At 72.5% G+C, this 21,726-nt stretch carries 25 protein-coding genes; 16 read left to right on the forward strand and 9 right to left on the reverse strand.

Annotated elements, in window-relative coordinates; translation table 11 throughout:
- A partial coding sequence (locus KBX34_RS29635) for a carbohydrate-binding protein (RefSeq protein WP_374223732.1) occupies positions 1 to 97 on the forward strand: 97 nt, incomplete at its 5' end.
- Positions 98 to 161: 64 nt separating this feature from the next.
- Positions 162 to 785 (forward strand): DUF305 domain-containing protein, encoded by a 624-nt coding sequence (locus tag KBX34_RS29640; protein ID WP_210928270.1) that lies wholly within the window; start codon positions 162 to 164, stop codon positions 783 to 785.
- A 77-nt stretch (positions 786 to 862) separates the two neighbouring features.
- Here KBX34_RS29640 and msrB read toward each other — a convergent pair whose 3' ends face one another.
- Positions 863 to 1,267 carry a peptide-methionine (R)-S-oxide reductase MsrB gene (msrB, locus tag KBX34_RS29645; protein ID WP_088946842.1) on the reverse strand — a complete coding sequence of 135 codons (405 nt, stop codon included), beginning with the start codon at positions 1,265 to 1,267 and terminating at the stop codon, positions 863 to 865.
- A gap of 47 nt (positions 1,268 to 1,314) precedes the next feature.
- Here msrB and ligD point away from each other — a divergent pair, with 47 nt between their 5' ends.
- Both ligD and KBX34_RS29655 read left to right on the forward strand, forming a co-directional pair.
- On the forward strand, positions 1,315 to 2,352 hold the full coding sequence (gene ligD, locus KBX34_RS29650; protein WP_210794225.1) for a non-homologous end-joining DNA ligase: 1,038 nt from the start codon (positions 1,315 to 1,317) through the stop codon (positions 2,350 to 2,352).
- A gap of 62 nt (positions 2,353 to 2,414) precedes the next feature.
- Positions 2,415 to 3,665, forward strand: coding sequence for an HNH endonuclease signature motif containing protein (locus tag KBX34_RS29655; protein ID WP_210928273.1), 1,251 nt, complete (start codon positions 2,415 to 2,417; stop codon positions 3,663 to 3,665).
- 89 nt (positions 3,666 to 3,754) lie between these two features.
- Here the strand turns inward: KBX34_RS29655 and KBX34_RS29660 are convergent, their stop codons facing one another.
- Positions 3,755 to 4,093, reverse strand: a complete 339-nt coding sequence (locus KBX34_RS29660) for a helix-turn-helix domain-containing protein (RefSeq protein WP_307871521.1) — start codon at positions 4,091 to 4,093, stop codon at positions 3,755 to 3,757.
- 70 nt (positions 4,094 to 4,163) lie between these two features.
- Between KBX34_RS29660 and KBX34_RS29665 the strand changes: the two genes are divergently transcribed.
- The 8 genes from KBX34_RS29665 (at position 4,164) to KBX34_RS29700 (ending at position 13,608) form a co-directional block, all read left to right on the forward strand.
- Positions 4,164 to 4,919: a hypothetical protein gene (locus KBX34_RS29665; RefSeq protein ID WP_210928275.1), complete on the forward strand. Its 756-nt coding sequence runs from the start codon at positions 4,164 to 4,166 to the stop codon at positions 4,917 to 4,919.
- Between the two features lie 74 nt (positions 4,920 to 4,993).
- Positions 4,994 to 5,473 (forward strand): DUF2975 domain-containing protein, encoded by a 480-nt coding sequence (locus tag KBX34_RS29670; protein WP_088946847.1) that lies wholly within the window; start codon positions 4,994 to 4,996, stop codon positions 5,471 to 5,473.
- Positions 5,473 to 5,688 carry a helix-turn-helix transcriptional regulator gene (locus KBX34_RS29675; RefSeq protein ID WP_088946848.1) on the forward strand — a complete coding sequence of 72 codons (216 nt, stop codon included), beginning with the start codon at positions 5,473 to 5,475 and terminating at the stop codon, positions 5,686 to 5,688. The genes KBX34_RS29670 and KBX34_RS29675 overlap by 1 nt, the downstream gene beginning before the upstream one ends.
- Positions 5,685 to 5,846: a hypothetical protein gene (locus KBX34_RS29680; protein WP_210794228.1), complete on the forward strand. Its 162-nt coding sequence runs from the start codon at positions 5,685 to 5,687 to the stop codon at positions 5,844 to 5,846. Before KBX34_RS29675 ends, KBX34_RS29680 begins: the two co-directional genes overlap by 4 nt.
- Before the next feature lie 134 nt (positions 5,847 to 5,980).
- Positions 5,981 to 9,169, forward strand: coding sequence for an ABC transporter permease (locus KBX34_RS29685; RefSeq protein ID WP_210928277.1), 3,189 nt, complete (start codon positions 5,981 to 5,983; stop codon positions 9,167 to 9,169).
- Positions 9,166 to 11,874: an FtsX-like permease family protein gene (locus KBX34_RS29690; protein ID WP_210928279.1), complete on the forward strand. Its 2,709-nt coding sequence runs from the start codon at positions 9,166 to 9,168 to the stop codon at positions 11,872 to 11,874. The genes KBX34_RS29685 and KBX34_RS29690 overlap by 4 nt, the downstream gene beginning before the upstream one ends.
- 1 nt (position 11,875) lies before the next feature.
- Entirely contained in the window at positions 11,876 to 12,871 is a 996-nt protein-coding gene (locus KBX34_RS29695; protein ID WP_210928281.1) for an ABC transporter ATP-binding protein, read from the forward strand.
- Between the two features lie 11 nt (positions 12,872 to 12,882).
- Complete coding sequence (locus KBX34_RS29700) at positions 12,883 to 13,608, forward strand: ABC transporter ATP-binding protein (protein ID WP_210794301.1); 726 nt, start codon at positions 12,883 to 12,885, stop codon at positions 13,606 to 13,608.
- Positions 13,609 to 13,654: 46 nt separating this feature from the next.
- Here KBX34_RS29700 and KBX34_RS29705 read toward each other — a convergent pair whose 3' ends face one another.
- Both KBX34_RS29705 and KBX34_RS29710 read right to left on the reverse strand, forming a co-directional pair.
- Positions 13,655 to 14,152 carry a hypothetical protein gene (locus tag KBX34_RS29705; RefSeq protein WP_210928283.1) on the reverse strand — a complete coding sequence of 166 codons (498 nt, stop codon included), beginning with the start codon at positions 14,150 to 14,152 and terminating at the stop codon, positions 13,655 to 13,657.
- A gap of 63 nt (positions 14,153 to 14,215) precedes the next feature.
- Positions 14,216 to 14,668 (reverse strand): GNAT family N-acetyltransferase, encoded by a 453-nt coding sequence (locus tag KBX34_RS29710; RefSeq protein WP_210928285.1) that lies wholly within the window; start codon positions 14,666 to 14,668, stop codon positions 14,216 to 14,218.
- A 73-nt stretch (positions 14,669 to 14,741) separates the two neighbouring features.
- Here KBX34_RS29710 and KBX34_RS29715 point away from each other — a divergent pair, with 73 nt between their 5' ends.
- Positions 14,742 to 15,254 carry a potassium channel family protein gene (locus KBX34_RS29715; RefSeq protein WP_210794233.1) on the forward strand — a complete coding sequence of 171 codons (513 nt, stop codon included), beginning with the start codon at positions 14,742 to 14,744 and terminating at the stop codon, positions 15,252 to 15,254.
- On the opposite strand, the gene KBX34_RS29720 is transcribed toward KBX34_RS29715, so the two are convergent.
- Both KBX34_RS29720 and KBX34_RS29725 read right to left on the reverse strand, forming a co-directional pair.
- Entirely contained in the window at positions 15,181 to 16,752 is a 1,572-nt protein-coding gene (locus tag KBX34_RS29720; RefSeq protein ID WP_210928297.1) for an alpha/beta hydrolase, read from the reverse strand. The two genes, KBX34_RS29715 and KBX34_RS29720, sit on opposite strands and share 74 nt — an antisense overlap.
- Positions 16,753 to 16,810: 58 nt before the next feature.
- Positions 16,811 to 17,926, reverse strand: a complete 1,116-nt coding sequence (locus tag KBX34_RS29725) for an ATP-dependent DNA ligase (protein WP_210928287.1) — start codon at positions 17,924 to 17,926, stop codon at positions 16,811 to 16,813.
- A gap of 134 nt (positions 17,927 to 18,060) precedes the next feature.
- Between KBX34_RS29725 and KBX34_RS29730 the strand changes: the two genes are divergently transcribed.
- On the forward strand, positions 18,061 to 18,273 hold the full coding sequence (locus tag KBX34_RS29730) for a hypothetical protein (protein WP_099851492.1): 213 nt from the start codon (positions 18,061 to 18,063) through the stop codon (positions 18,271 to 18,273).
- Between the two features lie 92 nt (positions 18,274 to 18,365).
- Positions 18,366 to 18,788 (forward strand): SRPBCC family protein, encoded by a 423-nt coding sequence (locus KBX34_RS29735; protein WP_210928289.1) that lies wholly within the window; start codon positions 18,366 to 18,368, stop codon positions 18,786 to 18,788.
- Here KBX34_RS29735 and KBX34_RS29740 read toward each other — a convergent pair.
- On the reverse strand, positions 18,763 to 19,257 hold the full coding sequence (locus KBX34_RS29740; RefSeq protein WP_210794235.1) for a GNAT family N-acetyltransferase: 495 nt from the start codon (positions 19,255 to 19,257) through the stop codon (positions 18,763 to 18,765). The genes KBX34_RS29735 and KBX34_RS29740 overlap by 26 nt on opposite strands.
- A 98-nt stretch (positions 19,258 to 19,355) precedes the next feature.
- Here KBX34_RS29740 and KBX34_RS29745 point away from each other — a divergent pair, with 98 nt between their 5' ends.
- Positions 19,356 to 19,859, forward strand: coding sequence for a DUF1990 family protein (locus KBX34_RS29745; protein ID WP_210928291.1), 504 nt, complete (start codon positions 19,356 to 19,358; stop codon positions 19,857 to 19,859).
- Between the two features lie 28 nt (positions 19,860 to 19,887).
- Here the strand turns inward: KBX34_RS29745 and KBX34_RS29750 are convergent, their stop codons facing one another.
- Positions 19,888 to 20,808, reverse strand: a complete 921-nt coding sequence (locus KBX34_RS29750) for a DNA-3-methyladenine glycosylase (protein WP_210794237.1) — start codon at positions 20,806 to 20,808, stop codon at positions 19,888 to 19,890.
- Between the two features lie 129 nt (positions 20,809 to 20,937).
- Positions 20,938 to 21,585, reverse strand: coding sequence for a hypothetical protein (locus KBX34_RS29755; RefSeq protein WP_088946860.1), 648 nt, complete (start codon positions 21,583 to 21,585; stop codon positions 20,938 to 20,940).
- Positions 21,586 to 21,726 lie beyond the last annotated feature (141 nt).

Genomic DNA, 21,726 nt, shown 5'->3' on the forward strand with positions numbered 1-21,726 from the left:
CACCTACGGCGGAGCCACCTACCGCTGCCGGCAGGCGCACACCGCGATTCCCGGCTGGGAGCCGCCGAACGTACCGGCGCTCTGGCTCCAGGTCTGACCGCACGGGTGCGGCCCATGGCCGCACCCGTGTTCGCCGCCCTCGCGTGAACGGAGCACCCGGCATGCCTCGCCGTACCCGTCTGGCGTCAGTGATCGCCGCTCTGCTGCTCACCGGCGGCTGCGCCGGGTCGCCCACGTCGAACCCGTCAGCCCGGCCGCAACCGGCGCCCGCGTCCCCGGCCGGGTCGGCGGATGCTGGAGCCTCAGGCGCCGGTGCGGCCCCGGCCGGGGACACGATCGACGCCGCCACGATGAGCGGGATCGACGTGGTGTTCCTCAGCACGATGGTCGGGCACAGCGAACGCACCCTGCAGATCGTCCGGTTGGCTTCCGACCGGCTGCGCGACGACGCGCTGCGCACCCTGGCCGCCGCCATCGAGGCGACCGAAGCCGACGAGCTGGCCGCGATGCGTGGCTGGTTGCCCACTACCGGGCCCGGCGCCAGCGCGGCCGCCCACCACCACGAAGGGCACGGCGACGACGCCGCGCTCGACCGGCTGCGGACCGCGCCGGACGCGGACGTCGACCGGGTGCTGCGCGAGGTGCTCGCCGACCACCAGCGGTCGGCAGCCGACCTGGCCCGGGCCCAGGTCGACGTAGGCCGCAACGAGCGGGTCCGCGACCTGGCCGGGCGCATCGAGCAGTCCCGGACCGCCGAGGTCGAGCTGTTGACGGGTACGCCCTGAGCGTGGTCACGCCCCGGGCGTGGTTATGCCCTGAGCATTGTTACGCCCTGGGCGTGGTTATGCCCGGGGTGCCCTGGTCAGCGGGGTTCCAGCTTGATGGAGACCGAGTTGACGCAGTGCCGGGTGTCCTTCGGGGTGAAGCCCTCGCCGTGGAAGACGTGCCCGAGGTGACTGTCGCAGCGGGCGCAGCGGATCTCCGTACGCGCCATGCCGAGGGTGCGGTCCTCGATTTCCTTCACCCGGCCCGGAATGGCGTCGTCGAAGCTCGGCCAGCCGCAGTGCGAGTCGAACTTCGTGTCACTGGAGAACAGCTCCAACCCGCAGGCGCGGCAGTGGTAGACGCCCTGGGTCTTCGTGTCCACGTACTCGCCGGTCCACGGTCGCTCGGTGCCGGCCTCCCGTAGGACGTGGAACTCCTCGGGGGTCAGTCGGACCCGCCACTCGTCGTCGGTGCGGGGCAGCTCATTGTCGTCAAGACTCACCCGTCAACGGTACGTCGAAGGTCGGGGTCGTGGCATAAGGTCGCGGGATGGCTGGCACCAAGGCAGCGGTCACCGAGGTCGAGGTGGCCGGGCACAGCGTACGGCTGAGCAGTCCGGACCGGGTGATCTTCCCCCAGCGGGGGTTCACCAAGGCGGACGTCTTCCACTACTACCTCGCCGTCGGCGACGGGATCATGCGCGCCCTGCGGGACCGGCCCACCACGCTGCAACGCTTCCCCGAGGGCGTCGAGGGTGAGGCGTTCTTCCAGAAGCGGGTGCCCACCCGAGGGGTGCCGCCCTGGGTGACGACCGCGCAGATCACCTTCCCCAGCGGTCGGAGCGCGGCGGAGCTGTGCCCGGTCGACCTCGCACACGTGGCCTGGGCGGCGCAGATGGGCACCATCGTGTTCCACCCCTGGCCCGTCCGCGCCGCCGACGCCGACCGGCCCGACGAGCTGCGCATCGACCTGGACCCACAGCCCGGCACCGACTTCGCCGACGCGGCCCGGGCCGCCGGGGAGGTTCGTGCGCTCCTCGACGAGCTGGGCGTGGCCGGTTGGCCGAAGACCTCCGGCGGCCGAGGTGTGCACGTCTACCTGCGAATCCAGCCCCGTTGGACGTTCACCGAGGTGCGCCGGGCCACCATCGCGCTCGCCCGGGAGGTGGAACGCCGCCACCCCGACCTGGTCACCACCGCGTGGTGGAAGGAGGAACGCGGCAGCCGCGTCTTCGTCGACTTCAACCAGATGGCGCGCGACCGCACGATCGCCTGCGCGTACTCGCTGCGGGCCAACGCCCGGGCCACCGTCTCGACCCCGGTCACCTGGGACGAGCTGCCCGACGTCGACCCGGACGACTTCGACCTGCGCACCGTCCCGGCCCGGCTCGCTGAGCGCGGCGACCCGCACGCCGGCATCGACGACGCACCATGGGACATCACCCCGCTGCTGGAGTGGGCCGACCGGGACGCCGCCGCCGGTCAGGGCGACCTGCCGTACCCGCCGGACCATCCGAAGATGCCCGGCGAACCCAAGCGCGTGCAGCCCAGCCGCGCCAAGCGAACCCCCGACGACGACAACGCCTGACCGGCCGGGCCTCGCTTCTCGCGGGGCCGGAATTTGTCGTACACCTGTTCTAGAGTTTGGGTGTGATCGATGAGTTGGCGCGGGCGGAGAGTGCGGTGGCGACCTGCGCCGACGCGGCCGCCTGGCCTCTCACCGAGCACGAGCTGGTCGCGGCGCTCGATGTCGCGCACCGCTTGGAGCAGCGTCTCGCCGCCGTGAAGCTGGCGTTGGTGCGCGAGGTGGATGGTCGGGGCACGGCGGTCGCGCAGGGCGCGTCCAGCACGGCGGTCTGGTTGCGTGAGCGACTGCGGTTGACCATTCCGGCGTCCCGTCGGTTGGTCGATCTCGCGGCGTGCGTTGACGCGGCCCCGACAGCCGTGCGGGGCGCGCTGGCGGCCGGCGCGGTCAGCGTGGAGCAGGTGCGGGTCATCGCCGACACCGTCGCCACTGTGCAGACGGCCGCTGGGCCGGAGGTGGCCGACAAGGCCGTCGGCGTGCTCACCGACTGGGCCGGCCAGTTCGACCCCATGCTGCTGCGCAAGCTCGGCACCCGCATCCTCGACCACGTCGCCCCCGACATCGCCGACGCCGCCGCCCGCGCCGCACTCGACGCCGAGGCCGCCCGGGCGACGCGCGACCGGCACCTCACCATCTCCGAGCAGGCCGACGGTCGGCTGCGCCTCACCGGCACCCTCGACGCGGAAGCCGCCGCGCTGCTGCGCGCCGCCATCGACCCCCTCAGCGCACCCGCCGGCCCCGACGACCAGCGCTGCGCCGGCCAGCGCCGCCACGACGCCCTCGCCGACGTGTGCCGCCTCGCCCTGCGCACCGGAGAGCTGCCCGACAGCGGCGGCGACCCCGCCCAGATCGTCGTCACCACCAGCTACGACGCGCTGACCCGGCAGCTGGGCGATGGGGCGCTCGACATCGGCCTGCGGCTCACTCCCGGCACGGTGCGCCGACTCGCGTGCGACGCCGCGATCCTGCCCGCCGTGCTCGCCGGCACCGGCCAACCACTCGACCTCGGCCGACAACGCCGCCTCATCACCGGCCCACTACGCCGCGCCCTCGTGCTCCGCGACCGCGGCTGCGCCTTCCCCGGCTGCGACCGACCACCCCGCTGGTGCGACGCCCACCACATCCACCACTGGGCCGACGGTGGCCCCACCAACCTCAACAACGCCGTCCTACTCTGCGGCCACCACCACCGACACATCCACCACAACGACTGGACCGTGCGGCTCGGCGACGACGGCCATCCGGAGTTCGCGCCCCCGGCCTGGCTCGACGCCGACCAGCTCCCGCGTCGCAACCACTACCACCGACGGACGTAGGCAACCGGGACGCGGTCACCGGTGATCTGCGAGAAGTGCGAGGTCGAAACCGAGGTGCGACGCAGCTTCTCTGCGTCGGTTCTCGTGGCTCATCCATGCATCCGAGCGCGTGCCTGCTCGATGTCGGAGGCGTGCGCGACTGCCCATTCGCCGACGGCGATGACCAGTGGCAGAAGTGAGCGGCCCAGGTCGGTGAGCGCATATTCGACACGCTCCGGTGTCTGTTGACGGCTGATCAGCCCGTCGCTCTCCAGGGTGCGCAGTGTGCGGGTGAGGATGCGTCGGCTCAGACCGTGGATGGTGCGGTCGAGTTCGTTGAAGCCATGAGGGCGTTCGCGGAGCACCGCGAGAACGAGAACGCTCCACTTCTCGCCTACGCGGCGCAGCACGTCGGTTGCCGGACACGCCGCGCGGTCGGCCGGGGTCACGGGTAGCTGCAGTGCCGGTGACATCGATGTGCCTTCTTTCGAGTGGGCCGACAGAAGCCAACGATGAAGTATGCGCACAGTGGTGATTGCGGGCGGGACACGTGGCATCGGCGGTGCCCTTGCCGACAAACTGCGGCGAGCCGGAGATCGGGTGGTAGCGATCGGCAGTGCCGACGCCGACCTCACCTCGGTCCGGCAGACCTCCGCGCTGGCGGACCGGTTACCGGACAAGATCGACGTGTTGGTACTGGCGGCAGGGCGTTTCGACCAGCGGCGGATCGTCACCGGTGAGGGCTTCGAGCAGACCTTCGCGATCCACGTCCTCGGTCGCTATCTGCTCGCCGAACGGCTCCGCCCGGCATTGGAACGTGCTCAGACACCGGTCATCCTCAACCTCAGCGGCACCGGCGGAATCCGGGCCGGCCGAATCCACTGGGACGATCTGCAGCTGGCCAGCGGATACACCATGTTCAAGGCGACGATGCAGGGCGCGCGCGCCAACGACCTCCTTGGCGCCGGCTTCGCCGCGCACAACCCGAACAGCCCAATCCGATACGTGCTGTACAACCCGCTGTTCGTCGACAGCGGTATGCACCGTCAACTCCGCCAACCGATGCGCGCCCTCGTAGGGGCGTCCGCCGCGCTCTTTGGATCCTCCACCGCTGACGCTGCCACCCTCCTGGCGGCCCTGCTGGCCGAGCCGCCGGCCGCTCGGCTGACGGCGCTGCGGCGCGGCACGCCGGTCCCTCTCACGCGACCGGAGTTCGACCAGTCGGCGGCTGCCCGGCTCTACACGGTCCTTGCCGAGCTGATCGCTGCCGCGTGAGTCGCCCTCCAACGCCCCGACGGCGCCCCGGTTCGCCGATTGACTTTCGATAGGTAACGAGCGAAACTCGATGCATGGTTACGGAGCATCGAGCGGTAGCCGCTCTCAGAGTCTTTCTCGTGGTGCTGTTCGGGGTGCTGGTCGTGTTCCAGACCCTCTCGCTGCCAGGGCAGTTCGCGTACATGGCCCAGGAGTCGCCGGAGGACGCCTACCTGCGATGGCCGGCGACCATCGTGACGGTGTTCTGGGTGCTGTGCGTGCAGGTGGTCATCGTCGCGACGTGGCAGTTGCTCAGCCTCGTCAAGAACGACCGCATCTTCACCGAAGCGTCCCTGAAATGGGTGGACGCGATCGTGTGGGCCATCGGCGCCGGGTGGGCTGTGCTCGTGGGCGTCTTCCTCTACGTCGGCTTCAACGCGGATGACCCGGGCGTGCCGCTGCTGCTGTTCCTGCTGACGGTGGGCGTCACCGTGCTGGGGCTCCTGATGGTGGTGATGCGTGCGCTGCTGCGGCAGGCGACCACGCTGCGGACCGACATGGAAGCGGTGATCTGATGCCCATCGTCGTCCGCATCGACGTCGAGTTGGCCAAGCGCAAGATGAGCGTCGGCGAGTTCGCCGAACGCGTCGGGCTCACTCCGGCCAACGTGGCGGTGCTGAAGAACGGCCGAGCCAAGGCCGTCCGCTTCAGCACCCTGGAAGCGATGTGCCGGGTGCTCGACTGCCAGCCCGGAGACCTGCTCGAGTGGGTTGAGGAGGAAACCTCATGAGGTACGTCCTGACCGTCGTCGCCGTCCTCGGCGTCGCGCTCGGCGTCGCCGGCATCGTGCACGGGGAGGCTGACGACTCGCCCGGCTTGCAACTCCTCGGCGTCGTGCTCGTGATCGGCGCGTTGGCGTTCGGCATCCGCAACGTCAGGGGGCGGTAGCTGACCGTCCGAGGCGCACGGGCCGGCGTGAGCTGACCCTCTCGTAATAACGATCATGTAACGGGCGCGAACCTTTCCCGGGGGGTGGCCTGTCTTGATGGTCGTCGGCCCACCGGGGCCAGGGGAGGCGTCGGATGAAGCTGGTGTGGAGGCGGGCCCGCGAGGCGCGAGGGCTGCTGGTTGCCGCGGTGATCGCCGCCCTCGTCGCTGTCGCGTTGGTTACCGGGCTGTCCGACTACAACCGCCGGGCGGTGGACGCCGGGCAGCGTGCCCTGGTCGCCGCCTCGCCGGCCGAGGAACGCGGCCTGTTGGTCAATGGCTCAGGTGGGCGTGACGCGGCCGAGTTCGCCACCCGGGACCAGGCGGTCCGAGCCGAGTTCGCCAACGGGCTCGCCGGTGCCCCGGTCAGCGTCGCCGCCGCCCGCTACGGCACCGGCCGGGAGCTGACCGGCGATCTCGGGCAGGTCACCCGTCCGGGCGACGAACCGGTCTTCGCGAACCTGGCCACGCTCGACGACCTCGCCGCCCACGCGGAGCTGACCAGCGGAGCCTGGCCCAGCCCGGGCGCGAACCCCGTCCAGGTGAGCCTGCCGGAGCGGGTCGCCGGCACGCTGGGCCTCAGCGTCGACGAACGCATCCCGGTGCGTGACCGGGCCACCGAACGACGCGGTGAGCTGGTCCTCGCCGGCACCTGGCGGCCCCGCGACCCGACCGACGCGTACTGGCTGCTGGCCCCCGGGGTGGGGGCGGGCAGTGCCGGTTCCGGCACCTCGTACGGGCCGTTCACCCTCGACCCGGTCGACTTCGTCGCCACCTCGCCGGGGTCGGTGTCGGCGTCGTGGCTGGCCGAACCGGACCTCGCGGGCGTCGACACCGCCGATCTGCCCGCCGTGCGGAAAGCCCTCACCGAGGCGACCTCGGCCGTGCCCGAGGCCGCTCAGCTCGGCAGTTCCGGGCAGACGGTGACCAAGATGGAGACACTGCTGGACCGGATCGCCCGCGCCGACCTGGTGGGTCGTTCCTCGCTGGCCACCCCGCTGTTGCTGATCCTGGTGCTCGGTGGGTACGCGCTGGTGCTGGTCGCCGCGCTCCTGCACGAGGACCGCCGCCCGCAGACCGCGCTGCTGCGAGCCCGCGGCGCCGCCCGTCGTCAACTGGCTGGCCTGGCCGCTCGCGAGGCGACCCTGGTGGTCGCCCCGGCCGCCGTGCTCGGTCCGCTGATCGCCGGCGAGGCGCTGCGGTTCGTCCGACCCGGCGGGTCGGCCGACCTCTCCACCGCCGGTGGCAACACCACACTGATCTGGGCGGCAGCGGCGGCCACCGCGGCCGGTTGCCTCGTCGCCATGGTTCTCCCGACGCTGCGCAACGCCGGCACGTACGTGGCCGACATGGCCGCCCGGTCCCGGCCGGACCGGTCGGCGAGCATCCAACGTGCCAGCGTCGACCTGGTCCTCGTGGCGCTCGCCGTGCTCGCCTGGGTGCAGCTACGCCGGTACGCCTCCCCGCTGGCCGGGTCCGGCGGTCGACTCGGGATCGACCCACTGCTGGTCGCCGCCCCGACGCTCGGCGTGCTGGCCGGCGCCGTGCTGGCGCTGCGGGTGCTTCCGCCACTCACCCGGTTCGCCGAGCGGTTCGTCGACCGGCGGCCCTGGACGGCCACCATGTTCGGTATGTGGCAGGCCGGTCGGCGTCCGCACGCCGGCCCGGTGCTCCTGCTGGCCCTCGCCGTCGGTGGCAGCACCCTGGCCTGGTCCCTGATCAGCACAGGGGAGCGGTCCCAGGTCGAGCAGGCCGGACACACGGTCGGCGCCGACCTGCGGGTCACCGAACGGACCGGCGCCGCCCCGCCGACCCGGGGCGACCAGCTCGCCGCTCTGCCGAGCGTCAAGCAGGTGCTCCCGGCGTGGCGGGACGAGATACGGGTCGGCCGGGAGGACCTCCAGGCGACCGTGATCGGTGTCGACGCGGCCAGCGCCGCCGGGGTCGTCCGTCTCGCCGACCGCCTGAGCGACGGAACCGCGTCGACACAGTTCGAGCGGATGGTCAAGGCGCGGGGAGCCTTCGCAGGCGTCGAGCTGCCAGCCGACGCGCGCGCGATCACCGGCACGGTCCGTACTCCGGTGAGCAACGCGAGCCGGCCGGTTCAGGTCGCGGTGACGCTGCTGGTCACCAGCTCCGACGGTCTCGCCCTGCGGCTGCCCGCGGCCAACTCCGCCAGCGACGGCCGGGCCACCCAGTTCACCGTGCAGCTGCCCGACGCCCGCGGGGCACGGCTGCGGCTGACCGGATTCGAAGCTGACGGTGGGTTGGCGGCCGGCAACGCCTACCGACTCCAGCTCGACGGGCTGACGGTGGTCAACGCCGACGGCACCACAGCGCCCGCGGGGCTGAGCGGTAACTGGACGATGACGGCCCCCCGCGAGCAGCAGTCCACGCCGGTGCGGACCACTCCCACCGGGTTCGCCGCGGTGCACCCGGTGGACGTGATTCCTGGCGGGCAGTTCCTGTACCAGCCGCCGACCCGGTTCACGATCGTGCCCGGCGGGGAGAGCGAGCCCATCGCGGTACTGATGACCCCCGGGGTCCGTGAGGCGCTGAGCCTGCGCGTCGGCGACACCGTCGACCTGACGCTCGCCGGGGCGACGCTGCCGGTCCAACTGGTGGGCGAGCTGAGTGCGGTGCCGACCACCACCGGGGAAGGCATGCTGCTGGACCTGCCCGCGGCCGTCGACATGCTGGTCCGGGGCAATGGCACGATGCGACCCGTACCGGAGTGGTGGATCGGCGCCGACGACGCGACGGCCGCCGCCCAGGCGGCCGGCGAACTGTCGGGCGTCACAGTGCTCAACCGGGAAGCGGTGTACGAGTCGGCCGCCGACGACCCGTACTGGCAGGGCTCGCGTACCGGAATGCTCGCCGCCGCGCTCGGCGCGGTGCTGCTCGCCCTCGTCGGCCTGATGGTGGATGTCTGGGCCACCGCGCGACACCGGCTCGGCGAGTTCGCGGTGCTGCACACCCTCGGCGCCACGCCTGGGCTGCTGGCCCGGGCGTTGCTGGCCGAACAGACGTTCCTCGCCGGCATCGGCGTGGGGGTCGGGTTGTTACTCGGTGCCGGAGTCGGCGCCACCATGGCGCCACTGGTCATCCTCACCTCGGCCGCCGATCGGCCGATCCCTCCGGCGACGTTCGCGCTGCCCTGGGTGCCGATCGGCCTGACCGCGGTCGGCCTGCTGCTGGCGGCGCTCGCCTTCAGCGCGTTCATCGCCACCGGCATCCGTCAGCGGGTGGCGGCGGTGCAGCTGCGAATCGGGGGAGAACGATGAGCGTCGGCGCGGCCGTCCGGCGGGTCCGGGCGTACGGCGGGCAGTTCCTGCTGCTGGCGGTGCTGACCCTGGTGGTCACGATGCTGATCAGTGGGGTGCCCCGGTTGGTCAACCGGCTCGCCGAACAGGGCTTGCGGGCGCAGCTGAGCAGTGAGCCAGCCGCCCGCCGGGACATCTCGTACACCACCGGGGTGGTGACCGCGACCTCCAGGAACACGGCGATGGGCGGCGCCGCCGAGCGATTCGACCGCCTGGCCGCCGAGATGCCGTCACAGGTGCGGTCGGCGGTGACCGAACGGTGGTACAACGTGGATTCCCAGGCGGCCCGCGTGGTCGGGCCGGATCTCGCGGCTCGCAACCTGCGGGTCGACCTGGGCCTACGGGCTGTGCCCGGCATCCAGGGCGCGAGCACCCTCGTCGAGGGGGCGTGGCCGAGCGAGACCTACATTCCCGAGCGGCCGATCGAGGTGGCGCTCGACGCCGACGTGGCCGGCAAACTCAACCTGCGCGCCGGCAGCCAACTGCGCATCGGCAACGCCGATGACAAGGGCAAACTCTCCGACGCTGCCCCGGTGGTGGTGTCCGGGTTGTTCCGTCCCGTCGACCCCGCGAATGGGATCTGGGACGGGCTGCCACAGCTGCTGCGGATCATCGAACCGCCCGGCGACGCCCAGTCGAAAGTCATCGTCGGCGTGGTCGCCCAGTCGGCCCTCAACAAGCGGGCCGCGGCGGGCTGGCCGGTCCAGTACAACTGGCGATACCGCCTGGGCGCCGACCGGATCGACGCACGCGAGCTGGACCAGTTGATCGACGGTCTGCAGACGATGCAGCGCACCCGGCCCCAGGACCTCACGTTGACCCAGGGCGTCGACGTCCCGTTGCGCGCGTTCGCCGCCCAGGTCGATGCCGCCCGGACCCTGCTCGCGGTGATCGCCGCGGGGGTACTGGCCACTCTGGCCGGCCTCATCGTGCTCGCGGCCAGCCTCGCCACCCGACGGCGCCGTTCGGAGTTCGTGCTGCTGCGGGCCCGTGGTGGCGCGGCCACCGCCGGTGCTCGGCGTAGCCTCGCCGAATCGCTGCTGGTGGTGCCGGTCGCCGCCGCGCTGGGCTGGTGGCTGGGCACCCTGTTCCCCGGCGAGCCGGACCCGACCACGCCGTACGTCATCGCGGCGACGGTCCTGGTCACGCTCGCGCTGCCGTTGGCGACGCTGGCCGTACCGGGCGGTGCGGCGGCCCGCCGTGACCTGATCCGGGTGCGCCCCTCGGCCCGCCGGCTCACCGTCGAGGTCTCCCTGCTGCTGCTGGCCGGGCTCGCCGCGGTGCTGCTGCGCCGACGTGGCCTCACCCTCGGCGAGGTGGACCCGCTGCTCGTGTCGGTGCCGGTGCTGCTCGCGGTCGCGGCGGCGGTGCTCGCGCTGCGGGCGTACCCCTGGCCGTTGTTGCTGGTCAGCCGGCTTGCCGCACGGACCCGGGGCAGCGTGGCCTTCCTCGGCACGGCGCGGGCCGGCCGTTCCGCCGTCGCAACCCCGCTGGTCGTCGTGGTGCTGGCGATCGGCACCGCGGCGTTCTGCGCGGTCGTCGCCGCCGGCGTCGACGCGAGCCGGGAACGGGCCGCCGAGCAGATCGTGCCCGCCGACGCGGTGATCCGCGGGGAGCGGTTCGCGCCCGACACCATCGACGAGTTGGGTCGTCTGCCGGGGGTTCGGGCCGTCACCCGGGTGCTGTACCAGGCGGACGAGCGGCTGGCGGTCGACGAGATCGGCACCGACGCGTGGGTCGGTCCGACGGACGTGCTCCTGGTCGACGGCTCGGGGCTGGATGCGGTGGCCCGTGAATCCGAGGTCGACCTGTCGGTGCCGCCCGCGCTGCTCGCCGCCCGGCCGGGGGAGGGTCCGCTGCCGGCGATCGTCTCCCCGGCGGTCGCTGCCGACCTGGCCAAGGCCGGGCTGAACGACTCGGCCTTCATTTCCGTGCAGGGCCAGCGGTACGAGTTCCGGGTGGCCGACACCCAGGAGGGTTTCCCGCTGTTGTCGGCGAACACCAGCCGGTTCGTGATCCTGCCCTGGCAGGCGCTGCCGGAACGCACCACCACACCCGTGCCGACCAGCCTGCTGGTCGCCGGGGACCCGCTGGACGCCGAGGCGCTGCGCGTCGCCGGTGACCAGGGGCAGGCACGCTACCAACGCGACGGAGCGGTCACCGGTCGGGACCGCCCACTCGGGGTCACCGTCGACACCCGCGCGGACGTCCGCCGGGAACTCGGCGACGGGGGTGCGAACGGGGTGCTGGCCTTCGGGTTCGTGGCCGGCGCCGTCGGCGGCACCGTGCTCGGGCTGCTGGCCATCGCGTTCACCGTGCTGGCCGGGGCGCGTGCCCGGGGTCAGGTGCTGTCCCGGCTGCGTACCCTCGGCCTGTCCCGCCGGCAGTGGCGAGGGCTGCTGCTGGTCGAGTTGACCCCGCTGGTCGCGGTGTCGGTGCTGACCGGTGCGCTGGTCGGTGCGGTGCTGCCCCTGCTGCTCAATCCGGTGCTCGGCCTGTCCGCGTTCACCAGTGGTGTGCCGGTCCAGGTGGCTTTCGAGCCCAGCCTGGTCGCCGCGGTGCTCGCGCTCGGGGCGGTCGCCCTCGGCTTCGCGGTCGCCGTCGAGGCCCTGAACAACCGCCGGTTGCGCCTCGGTGAGGTGCTTCGGCTCGGAGAGGAGAGCTGAGATGACCGCTACCGCCCAGACTCCACTGGTGCCGGACCTGGCCGCCCTGCAACAGCGGGCAGCGCAACGCGCCGCCGAGCGGGCCGGCGGGCAGGACCGCCTGCGCGGGCACATCGTCTGCGACGGCCTGGTACGCATCTTCAAGACCGAGGGGGTGGAGGTGGTCGCCCTGCAGGGGCTCGACCTGGTCATCGACCGGGGTGAGCTGGTCGCGATCGTCGGCGCCTCCGGGTCGGGCAAGTCGACCCTGCTCAACATCCTGTCCGGCCTGGACACGCCGACCGCCGGCATCGCCCGGGTGGCCGACTACGACCTGCTGTCGCTCTCCGCGAAGCGTCGGCTGAGCTACCGGCGGGAGCTGGTCGGGTTCGTCTGGCAACAGACCGGCCGTAACCTGCTGCCGTATCTGAGCGCGCTGGAGAACGTCGAGTTGCCGATGCAGTTGGCCGGCAAACTCAGCGGCAAGGCCCGTCGGCAGCGAGCCCGGGAACTGCTCGACATGGTCGGCGTGGGCTACTGCGCCGACCGACGGCCGGGGCAGCTCAGCGGCGGCGAGCAGCAGCGGGTCGCGGTCGCGGTGGCCGTGGCCAACGACCCGGAGGTGCTCTTCGCCGACGAGCCGACCGGCGAACTGGACGAGGCGACCGGCGCGGAGGTCTTCGCGGCGCTGCGCACCATCAACGCCGAGCTGGGCGTGACCATCGTGGTCGTAACCCACGACCACGCCGTGGCCACGCAGGTCCGCCGGACCGTCGCGATCCGCGACGGCCGGACCGCCTCCGAGGTACGCCGCACCGCTCGGGTCGGCGCGGACGGCAACACCGAGCTGGTCAGCGAGGAGTACGCGGTGCTGGACCGGAACGGCCGGATGCAGCTCCCGGCCGCGTTCGTCGACGCGCTCGCGCTGAAGGAACGGGTCCGGCTCGACCTGGAGCCGGACCATGTGCAGGTACGGCCCGGTGACCGGGCCTCGGACGAGCGGGGGGCACGGGCATGAGCCAGCAGGACATGGTGGTGACCGGCGCGGCCGGGTTCGGCGGTGTGTCCTCGGCGCACCCCGCAGAGGTGGTCCGGGTCAGTGACGTCAGCCGGACCTTCGGCCGGGGCGAGCACGCCGTCCACGCCGTGCAGGGCGTCTCGTTCACGGCCAACCGGGGCGAACTGGTCGCCATCCGGGGCCGGTCCGGAGCCGGTAAGACCACCCTGCTGAACGTGATCGGCGGGCTGGACCGGCCGGACAGTGGTCAGGTGGTGGTGGCCGGGCACGAGGTCACCTCGGCGGGAGAGGCGGAGCTGTTGCGGCTGCGCCGGGGCACCGTCGGGTTCGTGTTCCAGACCTTCGGGCTGGTGCCGATCCTCTCCGCCGCCGAGAACGTCGGAGTGCCGTTGCGGCTGGCGCAGGTGCCGGCGGCGGAACGGGAGCAGCGGGTCGCGGTGCTGCTGGAGCTGGTCGGCCTGGGTGGGCACGCGGCGCAGCGTCCCTACGAGCTCTCCGGTGGGCAGCAGCAGCGGGTCGCGGTGGCGCGCGCGCTGGCCAACGAGCCGGACCTGCTCATCGCCGACGAACCCACCGGTCAGCTCGACTCGGAAACCGGACGCTCCATCATGGACCTGCTGCGCGCGGTGGTGCACGCCCGTGGCATGACGGCCCTGGTGGCGACGCACGATCCGGCCCTGATCGACCTCGCCGACCGGGTGCTCGTGCTGCGCGACGGTCGCCTGGTCGACAGCTGACCGCCGCCGAACGGCTGCCCCGCGACGGTAGGACCAAACCGTCCTCCTACTCCGCCTGGTCGGGCCGGTCGTGCTTGGGCCGGTCGGCGTCCTTGCGGCCGTCGGGCAGGGCACCGGCGAGCGGGATGAGCAGGTAGCCCAGCAGGGCCAGGACGAGACCGACGCCCGGCCCGGTCGACAGAACTTCGTCCTCGACGTAGGGGTCTTCGGCCTCGAAATACCAGTACGCCCCGGTGAGGCTGCCGCAGGCGAGCACGTTGGAGATGAGCATTCCCAGGCTGGCTTGCCGCCAGACCCAGCGGGCCGGGCCGGTGTTGGCGAGCGACAGCACCGCGAACACGGCGGCTATCACCGCGAACGGTAGCGCCCAGACGAGCATCGTCGAACCCGGAGTGGTCTCCGTCCGAACCAGGTAGACGCTGTGCCACGCGGGCAGCCAGAACGCGACGACGACCAGGAGGACGCCGACCGCCAACAGCGCCGAGCCAGTCCGCCACCATGCCGGGCGCGATGCTGCGGCGCCGGGAATCGTCGGCCTGCTCATGGCAGCGAACGTAACCCGGTCGGGGCGACTCCCACTGCCCCGCCGGGTGAACGCGACGCCGGGTCAGAGCGCGAGCTTCATGCCCTCGTGGCTGGCCACGAAGCCGAGGCCCAGATAGAACCGGTGCGCGTCCTCGCGGGTCTTGTCGGTGGTGAGCTGCACCAGCGCGCAACCCCGCTGCCGGGCCTGGCCGACCGCCCAGGTCATCAGCTCCCGGCCCAACCCCTGGCCGCGCCGGTCGGAGCGGACCCGGACCGACTCGATCAGCGACCGTTCGCTGCCGTGCCGCCCGAGACCCGGGATGTAGGTGATCTGCAGGCAGCCGACCAGCTCGGCGTCCTGCTCGGCCACGATGAGCTGGTTGCGCGGGTCCGCGCTGATGTCCGCGAACGCCCTCTCGTACGCCTCGTCGACCTCGGTGAAGTCGCGGGCCTTGCCCAGGACGTCGTCGGCGAGCAGGGCGATGACGGCGGGCAGGTCGGCCCGGACCGCCTCCCGGTAGGTCACGTCGGTCATGCCGATGAGCCTGGCACAGCGACGTCGACGGATGGGTCGGCGGCGGTTGCCACCACGGGGCAGCATGAGCGGCATGGAAGTCTTGCTGCTGCCGTTCCGGTGGATCTACCGGGCGTTGGTGTGGTTCGCGAACTCACCCCGCACGCTGATCACCTCGTACCTGCTGATGATCGTCGTGGCCGGGGTCATCTACGGCGAGGTCGAGCACCGCAGCCCGGCGGACGCCGTCTGGTGGGCGGTGGTCACCGCCTCGACCGTCGGGTACGGCGACATCTCGCCGACGACCTGGGCCGGTCGTACGCTCGCCGCGCTGCTCATCTCGACCATGGTGCTGCTGGTCATCCCGCTGATCACCGCGCACTTCGCGAGCCGGCTCATCGTCGACGACGACGCGTTCGTGCACGAGGAGCAGGAGCAGCTCAAGACCGACGTGCGCCGGATGCGGGCGCTGCTGGAGGAGTTGGCCGCCCGGCAGGGGATCGAGGTGCCACCGCTGCCGCCGGTCCAGCCGGTCAACGGGCAGGGCAGCGCAGGCCCTCGCGGGGGACGGTCAGGTCGATCAGGTACGCGTCGACCGCGTCGGTGATGCAGGACGTCTGCGGGTAGGCGGTGTGCCCCTCACCCTCCCAGGTGAGCACCCGGCCGACGCCCAGCATCGAGGCGAGCCGGGGGGTCTGCTCGTACGGCGTTGCGGGGTCGCCGGTGGTGCCGACCACCACGATCGGCGGGGCGCCGTTGGCTTTCCCGGTCGGGTAGGGGTCACGCCCGCCCGGCCACTCCACGCAGCTCAGCATGCCGACCGCCAGCGCCGGCCCGAACAGCGGGTATTTGCCGCGCCACTCCGACTGCAACTGCCGGATCTGCTCCCGGCTCGGCTTCTCTGTCTCGTCGGCGCAGTTGATGGCCAGGTTGGCGTCGAACAGGTTCGAGTAGTGCCCGTCGTCGGCCCGGCCGGCGTACGCGTCGGCGAGCCGGAACACGTCCTTCGGGTCACCCTCGCCCAACCGGTCGATCGCCTGGGCCAGCTCCTGCCAGCCGGATTCGGTGTAGAGCGACGAGATGACCGCGTAGAACACCCAGCCGGCGGTGGCCTCCCGGCCGTCGGCGCCGCGTACCGGGGAGACCTTGGCCTTGTCGATGGCCGAGGTGACAGCGGCGCGCGCGTCCGGGGCGATCGGGCAGCGGCCGGCGTTCGCCGCGCACCAGCGGGTGAAGTTGGTGAAGGCCCGTTCGAAGCCGCGGGCCTGGCTCTCCGAACCCTCCACCAGCCGCTGCTGCGGGTCGACAGCGCCGTCGAGCACCAGCGCCCGCACCCGCTGCGGGTAGAGCTGGGCGTACGTGGCGCCGAGCAGGGTGCCGTAGGAGTAGCCGAGGTAGGTGAGCTTGTCGTCGCCCACCGCGGCGCGCACCGCGTCCATGTCGCGGGCGGCCTGCTCGGTGCCGTACAGCGGCAACTGGTCGCCGTAGCGGTCGCCGCAGCCGCGCCCGATCCGCTGGCTCAGGCCGACGAAGCCGTCGAACGCCGACTGGCTCGTCGGGTCGGGGTCGAAACCGAAGCTGGCGTCCAGGTCGGCGTCGGAGATGCACTTCACCGGGCTGGACCGGGAGACCCCACGCGGGTCGAAGCCGACGATGTCGAAGCGCTCGGTGATCGAGGCAGGCAGCCCGCCGAACTGGGTGCCGAAGGAGAGGTAGACGGCGGTGTCGACGCCGGAGCCGCCCGGGCCACCCGGGTTGACCACCAACGAGCCGACCCGGTCGCGCTGCTTGGTGGACCGGGCGCGCAGCAGGGCGATCTCGAACGTCTCCCCGGCGCCCGGGCCGGTGCTCGCTCCGGCCCCGGTGCCCCAGTCGCGGGGCACCGCGATGCGCGCGCACTCGTACCGCATGTCCGGTGCGCCACGCCCGACCAGCTCGTCGGGCACCTCAGGGCAGGGCCGCCATGTCGGGGTGCTCCCGGTCGGCGCGGCGGCACCCTCCACCTCGGTGCGCGGCGCGAACGCCGGCAGCGTGCAGCCGGCGGTGAGCAGCGCGGCCGCCACGAAGGCGGCCAGGTGCCGACGGACCCGGCGAGTGGTCGCCATCCGGGGCTGACGGTCGGTGCGGGTCACGTGGTCCTCCGGGATCGGGTCGACGGCCAGGTTACGCCGGGCCGGTGGTGGCTCGGTCCACGGTGGCCGTCGGGTCGCCGCGCAGCACCTGGTCCACATCGAAGCGGATCGGGCGCTCGAGCTGGTCGTAGCGGCAGGAGCGGGGGTCGCGGTCCGGGCGCCAGCGGACGAACTGGGCGGTGTGCCGGAACCGCTCGCCCTCCATCGCGTCGTAGCCCACCTCGACCACCAGCTCCGGGCGCACCGGCTCCCACTCCAGGTTCTTCGTGCCCGTCCACCGGCTCACCCCGCCGGGGATGCGCTGGCCGCGTTCGTGGTCGCCGTGCACCCACGGGTGCTCGCCTCCGGTGTCCCGGTAGGGCGCCAGCTCGTCGAGCAGCTCGGCGCGGCGGGCCATGCTGAACGACGCGCTCACGCCAACGTGGTGCAGGACCCCGGAGTCGTCGTACAGGCCGAGCAGCAGCGAGCCCACCACCGGGCCGGACTTGTGCCAGCGGAACCCGGCCACCACGGCGTCCGCGGTGCGGGTGTGCTTGACCTTGAACATCAGCCGTTTGCCCGGCTCGTACGGAAGGTCGGAAGGCTTGACGATCAGCCCGTCCAACCCGGCGCCCTCGAACACGTCGAACCAGCGACGGGCAGTGTCCGGATCGGTGGTGACCTGGGTGACGTGCACCGGCGGACGCACCCCGGCCAGCGCCTCGACCAACCGTTCCCGGCGGCGCGGATAGGGCTGGTCGAGCAGTGCCTCGTCGCCGATCGCCAGCAGGTCGAACGCGACGAAGTCGGCCGGAGTGGTCTCGGCCAGCATCTTCACCCGGGAGGCGGCCGGGTGGACGCGCTGGGCCAGCAGCTCGAAATCCAGCCGGGGCTGGCCGCTCGGCCCGTCGCGCCGGATCACGATCAGCTCGCCGTCGACCGCGCACCGCTCCGGTAGCTGTCGACGGGCCTGCTCGACCACCTCGGGGAAGTAGCGGGTCATCGACTTGCCGCCCCGGCTGGACAGCTCGACCTCGTCGCCGTCGCGGAACACGATGCACCGGAACCCGTCCCACTTGGGCTCGTAGGTGACGCCCGGGGTGGTGGGCAGCTTGGGCACGCTCTTGGCCAGCATCGGCTCGACCGGCGGGTTGATCGGCAGGTCCACGGCGCCAGTCAATCAGACGGTGCCGACAGTCGTGAGGCAGATCACCGTCGGTGCCGGGGCGGCGTGTCCGCCGCTGCGCTGCTCGTCCCGACCGACCGGATCGGATAACCGCAGGTCAGAGCTACTTTCGCGGGATGTCCGAGTGGGTCTGTGACTGCTGTGGGCGGTGGCGGGTCAGCGTCGAGCTGATCCGCGGCCGCTACCGCTACCGGCTGACCCGGCGTTACCCGGAGCGGTTCGGCGGCGGTCGCAACGTGCTCGGCGAGGTCGGTTCGGTGCCGGAGCTGGAGGAGCTGTTGCGCCGGCGTACCCCGCTGAGCCTGGCCGACCTGCGCGAAGCGGCCTGATCCCACCGAGCTTGCGCCCGGGTGTCACGATCCACCCGGAGGCCTCGTCTGCACCCCGGCGGTGCCGACCGGCGCCGCCGGGAGGAGACACGATGCGGTTCGAAGCGGATACGGAAATCGCCGCCGACGTCGAGCAGGTCTGGGCGGTGCTGGTCGACGTGCCGCGCTGGCCGGAGTGGACGGCCTCGGTGTCGCGGGCCGAGCGGGGGGAGCCGGGGTCGCTCGCCGTCGGCGCGACGGCCCGGTTGACCCAGCCGAAGCTGCGGCCGGCCGTGTGGCGGGTCACCGACCTGACCGAGGGCCGGGAGTTCACCTGGGCCTCCCAGACCCCCGGTGTACGCACCCGGGGCGAGCATCGTCTGCTGCCGCTGCCCGACGGGCGCACCCGGGTCGAGCTGGCCATCGCCCAGTCCGGGCCGCTGGCCGGCGTGATCGGTTGGCTCTACGGCGACCTGCTCCGGCGCTACCTGCGTCTGGAGGCCGACGGGCTCAAACGTCGGAGTGAGCGGGGCTGACCACCGGCTTCTCCAGCACGGCCAACCGGATGCCGTTCGGGTCCGGCCGGTGCGCCACGATCCGGTAGCCGTGCCGCTCGTACAGCCGCAGGTTGCGCGCGCTGTCCGCGCCGGTGAACAGGGTGAACAGGGCCACCCGGCCGGCGCAGGCCACCTCGATCGCGGTGAGCAGCCGCCCACCGACTCCCCGACCCTGCTGGTCCGGGGCCACCGAGAGTCGCCCGACGTGCGCGGTGTCCCCGGCCAGGTGGGCCCGCACCGAGCCGACCAGTCGGTGCCCCGACCGGGCCGCGAGGACGACGCCCGGGCCGGTCAACACCGCCCGGACCTCGTCCAGCGTCTCGGTCAACGGCGGCAGGAACGGGTCGCCGTAGTGCTGTGCCTCGGTCAGGTACGCGGCCCGTTGCACGGTGAGGATCTCGCCGGCGTCCGCGACACCGGCCGGGACGATGCTCGCCTCGACGCTCATCGGGGCAGCACACCACGACCGCCGATGTCCTCGGCGGGCGGCCCCGCCCGCGCCGGCCGTACGCTGGCCCGTGTCCAGCCGAGAACGAGGGGGGAGCGGTGGCCGAGCTGACGTACCCGGAGGTGGGGCGGACCCGGCACGGGGCGCTGCCCGGCGGCTACCACCACCTGCGCCACCGGTATCCGTTGCCGGCGGGCAGCTTCGACACCGCGGCCGAGGCGGTGCTGAGCTGGCGGCTGCACCGCGCCGCCGGGGTCCGGATGCGGACGACCGCCGCACGCGCCACCGAGGGGGTGCTGGTCACCGCCGGCCTGGGCGTCGGCCCGGCCCGCATCTGGGGGCCGTGTCAGGTGATCTGGAGCGAGGAGTCACCCACCCGCGCGGGCTTCGGCTACGGAAGCCTGACCGGGCATCCGGAGCGGGGCGAGGAGGCGTTCGTGGTCGGCCGCGAGGACGACGGCGCGGTCTGGTTCGAGGTACGCGCGTTCAGCCTCCCGGCCCGCTGGTTCACCCGTGCCGGCGGCCCGGCTGTCCGGGCGGTGCAGCACACGTACGCCTGGTGGCTCGGCCGTACCCTGCGGCGGCTCTGTGTGAGCCGCTGAGCGCCGGGCACGATCGCTCCGACGAGGCTCAGTAACCGGCGAACGAGCGGATCGGGGCGCGCGGGCCGTACTTCGGCGCGCGGATGCCGGCGGCCTCCAGGAGCAGGCAGACCCGGCCCCGGTGACCCCGGAACGGCTCCAGCAGGGCCAACATCCGGGCATCGTCGCCCCTCGGCTCGCCGGCGAGCGCCCAGGCGACAGTGTTCGGGATGTGGAAGTCGCCGACGCTGACCGCGTCCGGGTCCCCGTACGCGATCCGGACCACCTCCGCGGCCGTCCACGGCCCGATGCCGGGAATTGCGGTCAGCCGTCGGGTGGCGTCGGCGGCGTCGGTGCTGCGCTCCAGGCGGTCGGCGAGCGCCGCGGCGCGACGGAGTGTGTCGGCCCTGCGCTGTTCCACCCCGAACGGGTGGAACACCCAGTACGGGGCCGCGGCCACGGTGGCTGCCTCGGGCGGCAGGAGCAGCGGCTGCAACGGGCCGGGAGCCGGCTCCCGGAAGTGCCGCACCATCGCCGAGTACGCCCGGTAGGCCTCCTTGCCGGTGACCTTCTGCTCGAAGACCGCGCGCAGGAGTCGGGGGAAGACCTCCCCGGTGGCGGGCATCCGGAGGCCCCGGTGCTCCCGGGCCAGCCGGGCGACCAGCGGGTGCGCCGCTGCCAGTTCGGTGAAGCCGGTCAGGTCGTCGCGCAGCCCGGCGATCGCGTCGGCGCGGGCGAGGACGTGCTCCGCGCCGGGCCCGTACCCCTCGGCGAGCAACTCGCCGCCAGCCGGTCGTAGCGCGAGCGTGGCCGGACCGTCCGGGGTGCGGGTGGCCCACCAGAAGGTGCCGGCAGCCACCCGGGCGCACGGATCGTACGGGCTGAAGGTGAGTGCACGGACCGAGGCGGTCAGCCGGTAGTCGACCGGTGGGTGCAGCACCCTGGTCGCGGCGGGTTCGGTGTCGGTCACGCCGCCAACTCTGCCACGTACGGGCGGGACGTCGGCACCACCGGTGTGCCGACGTCCCGCGTACAACCGGTAGCCGGCCGCGCCCTCCCCGGCGACGACCGACCACCGCGTCCTGGTGGTGTGCCTGGCTCAGTACGAGTAGCCCGAGCCGCCGGCGTCGTTCGAGCCGCTGTCCGCGGGAGGCGCGACCGCCTTCGGCGTGGAGGTGGGCAGGCAGCTGAGGTTCTTCTTGCCGTCCGGCTGGACCACGAACCAGGTGCCACCAACGGCCTGGCCCTTCCACTGGCCGGGCTTCTTGTCGCCGATGTAGCGGTACACGGGCCAGCCGCCGACGGTGAGCTGACGGGTGCCGTCCTGGCGGGTCACGCTGCTGACCTTGTCGTCGGAGACGCCGGTGAGCTGCGGGTTGCCGTCGGTCAGCGCCGGGGGCCACACCTCGGCGCACTTGTCGACGCAGTTCGACGACGGCGGGTCGGCGGTGTCCTTGTCGAAGCGGTACAGGATCCAACCGTCCTGGTCGGTGACCACCTTGCCCATCCGGGCGACGCTCTTGCCGACCAACTTCTCGGTCAGGTCCACGTTCGCGGGCGGCGCGTCGGCGGCGGGCGCCTCCGCGGACGCCGAAGCCTCGGGTACAACCGACGCGGTGGGCTCGGCCGCGGCGACGGCGACCGGCTCGGCCGCGCTCGAGTTCGCCCCGTCGTAACCTGCGGGAGCGCAGGCCGTTAGTGCGACCATCGCGCTCGCGACGATGACGGTCCGCTTCATCTGTGCCACGTGCCCTCCTCATTCTTGGCAGTTCACCCATAGGTACGGGAAGTGGGCTGTCAAGGTTGAAGTAGTAACAGTGGTCAATTTCACGTTCTTTGATTGAACCGATGGGGGCAGCGATACGTACGCCCCCGCAAGGGAAACTCC

The organism is Micromonospora sp. M61 (assembly GCF_018070245.1).
GTDB classification, from domain to species: Bacteria; Actinomycetota; Actinomycetes; order Mycobacteriales; family Micromonosporaceae; genus Micromonospora; species Micromonospora zamorensis.

Coding starts and splice junctions, on each gene's coding strand:
- KBX34_RS29720 (WP_210928297.1), bottom strand. CDS start 16,752: ATGGCGACCACTCGCCGGGTCCGTCGGCACCTGGCCGCCTTCGTGGCG.
- KBX34_RS29740 (WP_210794235.1), bottom strand. CDS start 19,257: ATGAGCGTCGAGGCGAGCATCGTCCCGGCCGGTGTCGCGGACGCCGGC.
- KBX34_RS29690 (WP_210928279.1), top strand. CDS start 9,166: ATGAGCGTCGGCGCGGCCGTCCGGCGGGTCCGGGCGTACGGCGGGCAG.
- KBX34_RS29695 (WP_210928281.1), top strand. CDS start 11,876: ATGACCGCTACCGCCCAGACTCCACTGGTGCCGGACCTGGCCGCCCTG.
- KBX34_RS29680 (WP_210794228.1), top strand. CDS start 5,685: ATGAGGTACGTCCTGACCGTCGTCGCCGTCCTCGGCGTCGCGCTCGGC.
- KBX34_RS29665 (WP_210928275.1), top strand. CDS start 4,164: ATGCGCACAGTGGTGATTGCGGGCGGGACACGTGGCATCGGCGGTGCC.
- KBX34_RS29640 (WP_210928270.1), top strand. CDS start 162: ATGCCTCGCCGTACCCGTCTGGCGTCAGTGATCGCCGCTCTGCTGCTC.
- KBX34_RS29735 (WP_210928289.1), top strand. CDS start 18,366: ATGCGGTTCGAAGCGGATACGGAAATCGCCGCCGACGTCGAGCAGGTC.
- KBX34_RS29675 (WP_088946848.1), top strand. CDS start 5,473: ATGCCCATCGTCGTCCGCATCGACGTCGAGTTGGCCAAGCGCAAGATG.
- KBX34_RS29670 (WP_088946847.1), top strand. CDS start 4,994: ATGGTTACGGAGCATCGAGCGGTAGCCGCTCTCAGAGTCTTTCTCGTG.
- KBX34_RS29710 (WP_210928285.1), bottom strand. CDS start 14,668: ATGACCGACGTGACCTACCGGGAGGCGGTCCGGGCCGACCTGCCCGCC.
- KBX34_RS29715 (WP_210794233.1), top strand. CDS start 14,742: ATGGAAGTCTTGCTGCTGCCGTTCCGGTGGATCTACCGGGCGTTGGTG.
- KBX34_RS29730 (WP_099851492.1), top strand. CDS start 18,061: ATGTCCGAGTGGGTCTGTGACTGCTGTGGGCGGTGGCGGGTCAGCGTC.
- ligD (WP_210794225.1), top strand. CDS start 1,315: ATGGCTGGCACCAAGGCAGCGGTCACCGAGGTCGAGGTGGCCGGGCAC.
- KBX34_RS29685 (WP_210928277.1), top strand. CDS start 5,981: ATGAAGCTGGTGTGGAGGCGGGCCCGCGAGGCGCGAGGGCTGCTGGTT.
- KBX34_RS29700 (WP_210794301.1), top strand. CDS start 12,883: ATGGTGGTGACCGGCGCGGCCGGGTTCGGCGGTGTGTCCTCGGCGCAC.
- KBX34_RS29705 (WP_210928283.1), bottom strand. CDS start 14,152: ATGAGCAGGCCGACGATTCCCGGCGCCGCAGCATCGCGCCCGGCATGG.